13 protein-coding genes and 1 rRNA gene are annotated in these 10,921 nt (G+C 44.6%); 2 read left to right on the top strand and 12 right to left on the bottom strand.

Going from position 1 to position 10,921, the window contains the following annotated elements; all coding sequences use genetic code 11:
- Nucleotides 1-4 precede the first annotated feature (4 nt).
- The gene (locus tag BM210_RS30405; RefSeq protein ID WP_091176372.1) at nucleotides 5-1,294 is read right to left on the bottom strand and encodes an HD domain-containing protein; all 1,290 of its coding nucleotides are present in this window, start codon (nucleotides 1,292-1,294) and stop codon (nucleotides 5-7) included.
- A gap of 320 nt (nucleotides 1,295-1,614) precedes the next feature.
- On the opposite strand from BM210_RS30405, the gene BM210_RS30410 reads away from it, so the two are divergent.
- The gene (locus tag BM210_RS30410) at nucleotides 1,615-1,869 is read left to right on the top strand and encodes an AbrB/MazE/SpoVT family DNA-binding domain-containing protein (protein WP_076237273.1); all 255 of its coding nucleotides are present in this window, start codon (nucleotides 1,615-1,617) and stop codon (nucleotides 1,867-1,869) included.
- A 159-nt stretch (nucleotides 1,870-2,028) separates the two neighbouring features.
- On the opposite strand, the gene rsmI is transcribed toward BM210_RS30410, so the two are convergent.
- The 10 genes from rsmI to BM210_RS30460 form a co-directional block, all read right to left on the bottom strand.
- Nucleotides 2,029-2,907, bottom strand: a complete 879-nt coding sequence (rsmI, locus tag BM210_RS30415) for a 16S rRNA (cytidine(1402)-2'-O)-methyltransferase (RefSeq protein ID WP_091176373.1) — start codon at nucleotides 2,905-2,907, stop codon at nucleotides 2,029-2,031.
- Nucleotides 2,908-2,920: 13 nt separating this feature from the next.
- Nucleotides 2,921-3,691, bottom strand: coding sequence for a tRNA1(Val) (adenine(37)-N6)-methyltransferase (locus BM210_RS30420; RefSeq protein WP_091176374.1), 771 nt, complete (start codon nucleotides 3,689-3,691; stop codon nucleotides 2,921-2,923).
- A 98-nt stretch (nucleotides 3,692-3,789) separates the two neighbouring features.
- Nucleotides 3,790-4,143, bottom strand: a complete 354-nt coding sequence (gene yabA, locus BM210_RS30425; RefSeq protein WP_091176375.1) for a DNA replication initiation control protein YabA — start codon at nucleotides 4,141-4,143, stop codon at nucleotides 3,790-3,792.
- 36 nt (nucleotides 4,144-4,179) lie between these two features.
- On the bottom strand, nucleotides 4,180-4,983 hold the full coding sequence (locus BM210_RS30430) for a PSP1 domain-containing protein (protein ID WP_091176377.1): 804 nt from the start codon (nucleotides 4,981-4,983) through the stop codon (nucleotides 4,180-4,182).
- Between the two features lies 1 nt (nucleotide 4,984).
- Nucleotides 4,985-5,962, bottom strand: a complete 978-nt coding sequence (holB, locus tag BM210_RS30435; protein ID WP_091176378.1) for a DNA polymerase III subunit delta' — start codon at nucleotides 5,960-5,962, stop codon at nucleotides 4,985-4,987.
- Between the two features lie 59 nt (nucleotides 5,963-6,021).
- Nucleotides 6,022-6,468: a YaaR family protein gene (locus BM210_RS30440; protein WP_091176380.1), complete on the bottom strand. Its 447-nt coding sequence runs from the start codon at nucleotides 6,466-6,468 to the stop codon at nucleotides 6,022-6,024.
- 20 nt (nucleotides 6,469-6,488) lie between these two features.
- On the bottom strand, nucleotides 6,489-6,818 hold the full coding sequence (locus BM210_RS30445) for a cyclic-di-AMP receptor (RefSeq protein ID WP_076237259.1): 330 nt from the start codon (nucleotides 6,816-6,818) through the stop codon (nucleotides 6,489-6,491).
- 125 nt (nucleotides 6,819-6,943) lie between these two features.
- On the bottom strand, nucleotides 6,944-7,576 hold the full coding sequence (gene tmk, locus BM210_RS30450; protein WP_091176381.1) for a dTMP kinase: 633 nt from the start codon (nucleotides 7,574-7,576) through the stop codon (nucleotides 6,944-6,946).
- 293 nt (nucleotides 7,577-7,869) lie between these two features.
- Complete coding sequence (locus tag BM210_RS30455) at nucleotides 7,870-9,354, bottom strand: aminotransferase class I/II-fold pyridoxal phosphate-dependent enzyme (RefSeq protein WP_091176383.1); 1,485 nt, start codon at nucleotides 9,352-9,354, stop codon at nucleotides 7,870-7,872.
- A 111-nt stretch (nucleotides 9,355-9,465) separates the two neighbouring features.
- Nucleotides 9,466-9,666, bottom strand: coding sequence for a sigma factor G inhibitor Gin (locus BM210_RS30460; protein WP_091176385.1), 201 nt, complete (start codon nucleotides 9,664-9,666; stop codon nucleotides 9,466-9,468).
- A gap of 216 nt (nucleotides 9,667-9,882) precedes the next feature.
- Between BM210_RS30460 and BM210_RS30465 the strand changes: the two genes are divergently transcribed.
- Nucleotides 9,883-10,422, top strand: a complete 540-nt coding sequence (locus BM210_RS30465) for a hypothetical protein (RefSeq protein WP_091176386.1) — start codon at nucleotides 9,883-9,885, stop codon at nucleotides 10,420-10,422.
- A gap of 170 nt (nucleotides 10,423-10,592) precedes the next feature.
- Here BM210_RS30465 and rrf read toward each other — a convergent pair.
- Nucleotides 10,593-10,709, bottom strand: a 5S ribosomal RNA gene (rrf, locus tag BM210_RS30470).
- Nucleotides 10,710-10,921 lie beyond the last annotated feature (212 nt).

Raw genomic sequence — 10,921 nt, forward strand, 5'->3', positions numbered from 1 at the left:
ATAATTAGTCTTCCGCATCCAGCAGGCTTCGCAGCTCGGAGGGGATAGCACGACGATCCACCTGCAGCAGCTCCTCAGGGAAATACAAATGGTATTGCCCTTTATGTATGCCGCTGATCGACTGGATAATTTCTGACTTCTGCGAAATTTCAGTCAAATGATGGTGCTGATCCAGCAGCAGTATCGGCAGGTTTTCATCGTGTTCACCTGGTCGGTACACATCATACGAAAGATCGGATGGAAAATCAATTTCCATGTAGAAGGTCGGATCGATACCTGCATCCTGCATCACAACACGCAATTTTTCCAATTGTTGAATATCCAGATGCTCAAGCTTCACATATTTAAACAATCGACGGTTTAGAAACCGCGAGCATAAATCCGACAAAATCGGGTCCTGCTCTGTCGACCATTGTGCCAGCACCGTCTGCATGAATGCCTCGTCCAACATATGGTATTCCTGCACCGTCAACGTATTGCGGAATAAGCTTAATAGTGGTGGCAGCATGAAGGAAAACTCGTAATTCTCCTCATACAAATGCTTGGCGCGTCCGAATACCTTTTGCAGGACTATTTCGGCACTTCGCGTAACCGGATGGAAATACACCTGCCAATACATTTGATAGCGCGACATTAAATAATCTTCAACCGCATGCATCCCACTTTCCTTCACAACAATATGACCTTGAAAAGGACGAATGACTCTCAAAATACGTTCCAGATCGAAGGTGCCATAATTGACCCCTGTAAAATAAGCGTCGCGCAGCAAATAATCCATACGATCGGCATCCAGTTGACTGGAGACAAGGCTGACCACGATTTCCTTATGATAGGTTTTGCAGATCACGCCAGCCACCTGCTCCGGAAAAGTAGCTGAAACCTGTTTAAGCACACGGTTAACTTCGGTATCACCTAGCACGATCCTGCATGACCATTCCTCATGATGCGTGCCAAACGTTTTTTCAATGGAATGCGAAAAGGGACCATGGCCGACATCGTGCAGCAGCGCTGCGCATAAGGAGAGCAGCCTTTCTTCACGCGGCCAATCCTCATATTGATTACGCTCAAATTGCGATATGATTTTTCGAGTCACTTCATAGACCCCAAGTGAATGTGAGAACCGGCTGTGCTCCGCACCATGAAAGGTCAAAAAGCACGTACCCAGCTGTCTGATGCGGCGGAGCCTCTGAAATTCCTTTGTATTAATCAAATCCCAAATCGTCTGATCCTGAACATATATGTATTTGTGAACAGGATCCTTAAATACCTTTTCTTCTTGAAGTAAACGAGCCATTATACTTCGCCTGCTCTTTCATTAAATTTTCGACATAAACAAACAAAAACCTAACCTATTTGTCGAATAATATCATATCATTATTTCCAATTTTTAAAACCTACTAATGGGCTAAATGAGGTACTTTAAAGCTTTCGTAAATCGAATTAAGAAAATTTTAGCAATTTTTAATCTTTTTTAATCAAATTTGAACGAATTCGACATATTTATTGTCAAAAATCGACAAGTTGTTGTTGACTATTATGGGAATGGTTGGTATCATAGAAAATAAGAATTATGTCGAATAATGACGATTATTTTTTTGAGAGGGGACTTATAACATGTTAAAATCAACTGGTATTGTTAGAAAGGTCGATGAATTGGGCCGAGTTGTGATTCCTATCGAACTTCGCAGAACCCTGGGTATCGGCGAAAAAGACGCTTTGGAAATTTACGTAGACGGAGAGCGCATCATGCTCAAAAAATATGAACCTGCTTGTATCTTCTGCGGTAATGCTGAAAATGTTTCTTATTATAAAGGTAAAATTATTTGTCACGAATGTTTGTCCGATATGCCAATACCTGTGACAAAATAAGAAAAATAGTTTATAATAAGGATAGCACTTCTTACTTAGGTAATTCTAACCTTTTTCATATCTCCTCTTGTCCCTGAATCATAGATAACTCTATGACTCGGGGATTTTTTTTGGGAGTAAAAACGGATTGGTGAATGACCGATCCGTTCTCTTAATGAATCATTCTTCTTTATGTAGAAGGTTATATAATTCTCGCTTTGGCATCTGCCTGTCAGAGGCAGCACGTTTAATCGCTTCCTTGCGGTCAGAGCCTTGCGTTTCGTAATGCTCGACATGCTCCTGCAAGGTATAGGATACCCACCATTCAATTGACACCACAGCCTCGGAGGCCGTGCTGCCCTCCACAATGATGCAATACTCGCCTTTGGGCTCGTGTTCCACAAGAAATTCAAGGCATTCGCTTACAGTGCCTCTTGCAGCCTCCTCATACTTCTTGGTCAGCTCGCGCATCAAGCACATTTGACGCTCGGGATTCCATACCGTTAACATAGCTTCAATAGTCTTAACAATTCGATGTGGTGATTCATAAAAAATCAGAGTTTCCTTCTTAGGCTTCAGCAGCTCAAGCTCTTGAAGCAATGACTTTTTGTCACGCGGTAGGAAGCCCAGGAACGTGAAACGCTCCGTAGACAAACCCGAAACGATCAAAGCCGATAAGGCGGCATTCGCACCTGGTATTGGAATGACATCAACGCCAGCCTCTATGGCCAGCTTAACCAGCTCCGATCCGGGATCACAGATAGCCGGTAAGCCGGCATCACTGACCAGAGCGATAGAATCACCGGTTTTCAACAAGCGGATCAATTCCGGCCCGCTGGCGTGCTTATTATGCTCATGATAGCTGACAAGTCTTGTGGGAATGTTAAAATGTGTCATCAGCTTTCTGGTTTGTCTTGTATCCTCAGCAGCAACCCACTGCACCTCCCCCAATATACGAATGGCACGGAATGTCATGTCCTCCAGGTTACCAATCGGGGTACCTACCAGATACAGCTTCCCAAATCCATTTTCTTGCCCATAGCTCTTTTGAATATTCATTATGATTTCCTCTTCAGTTCTCAGGTTGTTGAATCAGCTCATCACGTCGGCCATAATACAGCTCCATGAGCTCATCACAATAATCTGTCTTATTTTTGTATACCAGCAGCGGCGGCAGCGTCCTTAGCTCTGGTTTGCCGTCCTTATGTGCTTCAATCAGCACCATATTAGCTTCTTCCCCAGCACGTGGATGAACGAAGCGGATTCGCTTCGGCTCCAGCTTGTAGGCACGCATCGTACAAAAAATATCAACTAAGCGACTTGGTCGATGGACCATCGCGACCCTTCCTCCGGCACGCACCAGTTTACTGCTGACCTTAACAACATCCTCCAATGTACAAAACACCTCATGCCGAGCAGCAGCAAAATGCTCATTCCTATTTTGCTCTCCGTCCTGAATCGGCAAATACGGCGGATTAACGGTAACAACGTCAAAAGCCCCATGGCCCAGTTCCGTGCAGGCATCCTTCAAATCGCCATGGATAATTCGGATTTGCTGCTCCAGTCCATTCAGCTTCACATTACGCTCGGCCATATGCGCCAGTCTCTCCTGTATTTCGATGGCGACAATGGAGGCTTTGGTCCTTGTACTGAGCAGCAAAGGGATTACCCCGTTACCTGTACATAAATCGATCATCCGTCCCTTAGGTGGGGTATAGCAAAAGCGCCCCAATAATACGGCATCCAGCGAAAAGCTGAACACTTCATCACTTTGAATAATTTTTAAATCATTAGTAAGCAGATCATCGACTCTTTCATTGGCATGCACAAACACTTTATCCATATTGTTCCTCTTTCTAAAAAAACCGTAGAGAAGCTTGCTCCCCTACGGCGGTTTTATTTACAGTTTATCACTTCATCGCATGCGCATTTCTATGCTGATTATTTATTAAGAAAAGATAAGCAGAACAAGCAATCCCCTTCTGTCCGCAAGTGCCCATAATAGACATTACATATATGAAACCCCTCTTGGTACAGTCGCGTCAGGTTGTCATAACCTTCACCTGTAAGCTCTTTAGCCTGTGCCGGTGTAATAGGTGCTTGCGGCACGATAACCTCAGCCGGTAAAGTGTCCATCTTCATCAGCTTGCGCAGCTGCTGATTTTCTATACTCAGACGTTTATTTTCTTCAAGAAGTTCGACAATTTGCCGCTTCATCTGACCAAGCTCGCCGTATATCGTACCCATCTGTTCTTCAATCTGCTCTATTTGCACAAATACATTTCTTTTATCCACGCGTTCACCTCAAGAAAGCTTGAACTAGAACTACCATTAATGCTGTTCAACCGCATCGTCAAAAGAAAGCTCCATTACTTTACCCAAATCATAAACTTGAATTTTTGCGGTACGCTCGTTCATATTCAACGATACTACTCGACCATTGCCCAGCGATGTAATCACATTGCTACCGACACGCGGCACATCTTCTTTGGCACTTTCGTAATTATCGTGCTCATATTTTAAGCAGCACATTAACCGGCCGCAAAGCCCGGATATTTTCGTTGGATTCAATGATAAATTTTGATCCTTTGCCATTTTAATGGAGACGGGCTCAAAATCACCAAGGAAAGAAGAACAGCATAGGATACGTCCGCATGGACCAATTCCCCCGAGCATTTTGGCTTCGTCACGAACACCAATCTGCCTGAGTTCAATTCGTGTACGAAACACACCAGCCAAATCCTTTACCAGCTCCCGGAAATCCACTCTTCCTTCGGCTGTAAAGTAAAAAATGATCTTATTGCGATCAAATGTATATTCAACATCAACCAGCTTCATTTTCAGCTGATGATCCTTAATTTTTTCTTGACAGAGCGCGAATGCATTTTTGGCTGCCGATTTATTATCTTCCACCAGCTGCGCATCCGTATAATCCGCTATCCGTATTACTTTTTTTAGCGGCAAAACCACATCCGATTCTTTAACCGTGCGCTTACCGATGACGACTTTTCCATATTCAATTCCACGAGCCGTTTCAACAATGACAGCACTATCTTTATCAACCGGAAGATCGATAGGATCAAAATAATAAATTTTCCCAGCTTTTTTAAAGCGTACACCTACAACCGAGTACATGTTACACCCCCTTCAAGTGCATCAACATTTTTTCAAGCACCAGCTGCGGGTTTGCATGGAAACGAAGCCTTTTTTGCAGCTCGATCGCCTGCTCCATGCAGCGGACCCAGTGCTTCATATCGTAATTCAAGGCCTGTCCGCCCATCCAATCGGTTTGATCTGTAAAAACCAGCTCATTGTGATTACCCAAACTTAATCGTACCATATCCTTCAGCCACAAAATGAGCATATCCATAAATAATGGCAGTTGGTCGGTAAGCTCCGATTTGGCCAGCTTCTGTTGCGCAGTCAGCATGGATGTGGGAAGCCGGGTCAAGCTTTCCCTTGCTAATTGTATCACTAGGTTTCTAATTTCTGCAAACCCATTTCCTTGAATCAGTTCTCGTGCTGCTTCGGTTCCTGCGGCCAAACGAACGGCCAGCTGGATCAAAAAGGACGGATGTCCTTCCGATTGAAGCATGGATACCATCAAATCACGGCTGAGCGGTGCAAAAGGCACCCATTGCGCTCTTGAACGAATCGTAGGCAGCAAGGCTTGACCGTTATCGGTAATCAAAATGGCTACTACCCGAGAAGTTGGTTCTTCCAAAAATTTCAGCAAGCTGTTGGCAGCCTGCACGGTCATCGTATCGGCATTTTCCAGTACATACATCTTTAAACCGGAAACCCCTGCACGATACGCGAACTGCTTTTGCAGCTCACGAATCTGCTCGATTTTGATCGAAGCTCCGTCCGGCTTGACCCAATGAAGATCCGGGTGATTTCCGTGTTCAACCTTGCGGCAGTCCAGGCATTCTCCGCAACCGTCATAAGGCAGCACCTTGCAATAAAGGGCTTGTGCAAAGGCAAGTGCCATCTGCCTGCGCCCTGTTCCATACTGACCTGTAAAAATATAGGCATGGGACACTTTATCCGTCCGCAAGCTATTTTGCAATATGCGCTTGACTCGTTCTTGTCCAGCTATGGATTCAATAGACATCTCGGTCTGTAAAATCCTTTCCTACTATAATATTTAAAAGCGGGTCGGTTCCAAGCGATTTAAAATACAAGGTTAATGAGCATACCCCTGATCTCGCCAATTTTGTGTAAAATATCGATCCGTCCCTGCTCACTCTCCAGCATCTCATCTGCAAGCGTCAGCAGCTCCTGATCAACCTCTTCCAGCAGCTTGTAGCGTTTGGAGCGGCCGCGTCGGTCCCAGCCCCGTGTATCACGCAATTGGACACCCCGACGCACCGTTTCCTCCAAAAACCTCATTACTAGCAATTTATATTGACGTAACTCGCGTACCGTCATGGATTTGCTTAGACGATCACCTTGCATTTGAATTTCCTGCAAAATTCGTTGAAGCTGTTCCTGATTGGCTCCCTCATTTTGCTGCTGCATCATATCAGAGAAAGACTTCTGCTGCAGCTGCTGGGAAGCTGTATTTTCCATACGTTGAATTTCTTTGCCGAAAGGTCGCCAGCCCGGATTAATTTTCACTCCGCGTCCACCCTTCTTCTTTAATAATGCTCGAATCTTTCAACAGGAAGCACGAACACCGCGGCTCCGCCTACCTGTACTTCGACAGGGAAAGGAATATAGGAATCGGTCGTTCCGCCCATCGGGGACACAGGAGTAACCATTTGCTCACGAATCTTGCAATTGGCTTTAATAACCTGCATCACATCGCTAATGCGCTCGTCTTCGATACCGATCATAAAGGTTGTATTCCCTGCTCGCAAAAATCCGCCTGTACTGGCCAATTTGGTTGCACGAAATCCTTCCTTGATTAAGGCATTGGAAAGACGATTGCTATCCTTATCCTGGACAACGGCAATAACTAATTTCATTAGCATCAACCTCCTCGTGAAATATGTTCTCCCACTCTATATTAATTTGACATCGATGTGTACAATTCCTGCAATGCCAAGTGCTGCAACACGCTAAAAACCATCGAAAACGAGCGAAAAACGGACTATTTTTCTAGAAAATGAGTAATAGCTGCTTTCACTTGCTTAAAGACTGCATCGATTTCCACATTAGCATCTATCGTCACGATTCTTTCCGCGAAACGCTCCGTCAGTATTAAATAGCCCTCACGCACTTTTTGATGGAAAGCAAGCTCCTCCAAATCGAGTCTGTTGATTTCCCTCTCATTATTAGCATGAATCCGCTTAAGCCCAACTTCCGGATAAACGTCCAAATAAATCGTAAGATCGGGCAGCATCTGATCAATCGCAAATTGATTAATACTCAACACCTCATCGATACCTAAGCCCCTGGCGTGACCTTGATAGGCTAAGCTGCTGTCAATAAACCGATCACAGATGACTACTTTTCCTGCCTGCAGTGCCGGTACGATCTTCTCGACCAAATGCTGCCTTCTGGCTGCCGCGTATAAAAGTGCCTCGGTGCGTCCGTCCATCATGGTATTTTGCGTATCTAGAAGAACCGCTCTGATTTGTTCGGCAATTTGAATGCCCCCCGGCTCACGAGACGTCATGACTTCATAACCCAAAGCAGATAAATGGTCGGTGAGCAGTCTAATGATCGATGTCTTCCCTGCGCCCTCACAACCCTCAGTTGTAATGAAAAATCCTTTATACATCGTGTTTACTCCAATACTTATTAATCACAACTTATCGATTTCAAAGAGGTTGTTCAAAAAAATCCCCTTTGGATCACGAGATCATACCGGAAGCTTATTCGGCATCGAATCTTGCATTCGGGCTCGAAATGTGGTTCTCATTTAGGTTCGCCTAAACTCCGCATCTTCTTTACCTTCTTGCAATCATCACGGTGCTGAAAAGTCGACTTTTTGACCACGTTTAAAGCTGTTTCTTCTATTATATATCGTTTGCCTTATGATTACCTCACATTTTCAATAAAATATCCCTTCACCTATGGTTTGGCGCTGCTAAACACCGTGAGCATAGGAGGCTCTCCATCAATTAACCCATGAATGCGTGCACCCATGGCGACCAACTGCATTAAATAACGCAATACTTCGGCAGAGATCAGCTCCCCTGGACACAGTACCGGAATACCGGGAGGATATGGCACTACCATTTCAGCTGACAGCATACCCTCCGCATCCTTTAAAGCCACCTGAATCGTACCCTTCTGACGAACATTGGATTCATCAAAAGAAACGGGCTTGGATAAACCAGGCATCACCGTAGAGGAATAGCTGCGGAGTATCTCTTCGTTGTTGATCTCCCCTGTCTTCTCGTTAATTGCCAGGCTTATCGCCTTTAGCGCCTTCAGAACTTTGAGCACATCCTGTTCGGTAGATGCCAGACTAAATACGAGCAGAACGGCTTGCGGGTCAGCCAGCTCCACAAAGCAGCCATGCGCCTCCAACTCATCCTTCAGCTCAAAGCCGCTTAATCGATGGTGTGTATCTTTAATCGTCACTTTAAAAGGATCTTTGCAATTGATTTCCTGGAGCGAAATTGGATCAAGTCGGGTAAAGTCACTAAGTAATTCCAACCCTTTGGTAAATTTTTCGACTGCTTCAATTCCTTTTCCTAATAATTCACTGCCTTCTGTGTGCATCTGTCGACGGCTGAGATCTAGACTCGCCATGAGCGGATAAGACGGACTGGAGCTTTGCAGCATGGTTAAATAACGTTTTAATTCATTTCGATCTATAAGCTCCCCTTGTACATGAAGCATCGCTCCCATCGTCATGGCCGTTAATAGCTTATGCGTTGACTGAACTACCGCATCAGCCCCACAGGCCAGCGCAGATGGAGGCAGCGCAGGATGAAGGCCAAAATGTGCCCCATGTGCTTCATCGACGAGCAGCAGCTGTCCGTGCTCATGAAGCAGTTGGGCGATCTCTTGCAGCGGCAGCGCCATACCATAATAGCTGGGCCGTGTCACCAATAGCCCCTTTGCTTCGGGATACTTCTCCAAGGCCTCCTGTATCGCTTCCAGACGCAGCCCACGGGTCATCCCCGTTAATGGATCAACCTCTGGGCTCACAAACACTGCACGTGCACCAGCGAGCATGAGACCGTGAATGACAGACTTGTGGGCATCCCGTTGGACGAGCAGCAAGTCTCCCCTGCGGCATACACTTAATATCATCGCCAAATTCCCCACTGTACTTCCATTTATAAGAAAAAAGCTTTCCTCGGCGCCAAAACAATCTGCCGCCAGCTGCTGTGCTTCCAAAATCGCTTCCTCAGGATGATGTAGATCATCCAGACCGGATATTTCCGTTAAATCCAGACGCATTATAGATTCATAGTAAGGACGCGCAGTTGGGTCCAAGCCTTGCCCTGATTTATGACCCGGTACGTGTAAACTTACATAGGATTGCTCGGCATGTCTCATTAATCTCTCAAAGAGTGGGGCTCTATTCTTATCTATTGTCATAAATTGTTTCTCCAGTCGGCATGTGAAAGTATATATCTATTGTAACAAACAAAAAGACTCTCTCCAACGTTTTACCGTCGAAAGAGAGCTGTTGTATACATGGAGTAGAGCTTATGCGTTTTTTTTGTAAAAGATTCGCTTCATTTGGCGGATAAAAAAAGGGTATTTGGCATCCATGACGTCCGTTTGTACCATCTCATGTTCGCAATCTTCGCAAATAAATTCGGATATAATCATGATACCGTGTTCCTTTGTCTGTCCACAGATGATGCAGCCTTGGGCTTCCTCTAAATCTTTGATAACCTTTCCCATAAGACTCACCTCTATTCTTCTTTTCTATCAGTATGTCCGTATTCTCTTAACTTAAACTCGGGATACTATATCATTATGAATATAGCTTATACAAGGTTCCAAAGGCTTAACATTTCTTGAATTGCTGCCGATATATATAAATGCAATATGCATATCTACTGCTTACTACTCACTACTATTGTTACAGTGCCCTTCTCAACAAAGAAATCGAATTCTATGAAATGGACGCGTGAAGCTATCGTGAATAAACAAGAGCTTTCCAAAGAATCCACCGTATACCACTACCGACTACTGAAAAGGATTCATTACAGTACCATTCTCAATCTCATCTATTGGGGGTTTCTTCTGAGCATCCTCGTCTGGGAGTTAATCCATCTACGCCCCTATGCTTTATTATTGGGAATGGCTTTTCTTCCGCTGCTCCATGCCCTGCTCATCTACTTGCATATCACATTAAAAGAAAAACGACCACTTACCCATTGGCAATTTCAATTTCGTATGCCATGGCTGGGTTTGGCACCAACCAATCACATAGGATTAAAGCGTCTATGGGGCCTTCAACTACAAGTATTTTGGATTACAATCATGATTATTGGATGCTTTTATCCGTGGGCACCTATTGATATGATAAGCTTATTTTTGGTTCATGTATGGATCTTCCTGCCGCGACTACTCATATTGTTTCGTCTGCGAAAGCACATGTCCAAAGGTTTCGTGAAGCTGGGTGACAAAGATACTTCCTGCTACTCGCAATAGCTTAGCAGGATCTTGAATTTGGTTTATGCCGATGATATGAATAAAAAATACATAATCTTAAGAAATACACATGCTAAGATTAACTTCTCTCTGCATGTGTAAAGTAAAAGATCCATACTTCAATAAAAAACAGCCTTTTCGGATTTTCATCCAAAAAGGCTGTTCATGTTGCTTGGCGACGTCCTACTCTCCCAGAACCCTGCGGTTCAAGTACCATTGGCGCTGAAGGGCTTAACGGTCGTGTTCGAGATGGGAACGCGTGGTTCCCCTTCGCCATCATCACCAAACGGGATTTTTCGAAGCGTTGCTTCTTCGAAAACGCTGCGAGAACATATCCATCCACGTCTTAATATTCCTACATGAATTTACTCACAGAATTACATAACAGAGTTTGCACCCTGAAAACTAGATCCGAAACTTCGCATTGCGCTCGAGCAGCGCGTCTCACTCGCTTTCGCTTGCAAGACCTTTCTTTGGATAAGCCCTCGACCGATTAGTA

Source organism: Paenibacillus sp. 1_12, assembly GCF_900114475.1.
Lineage (GTDB): Bacteria > Bacillota > Bacilli > Paenibacillales > NBRC-103111 > Paenibacillus_S.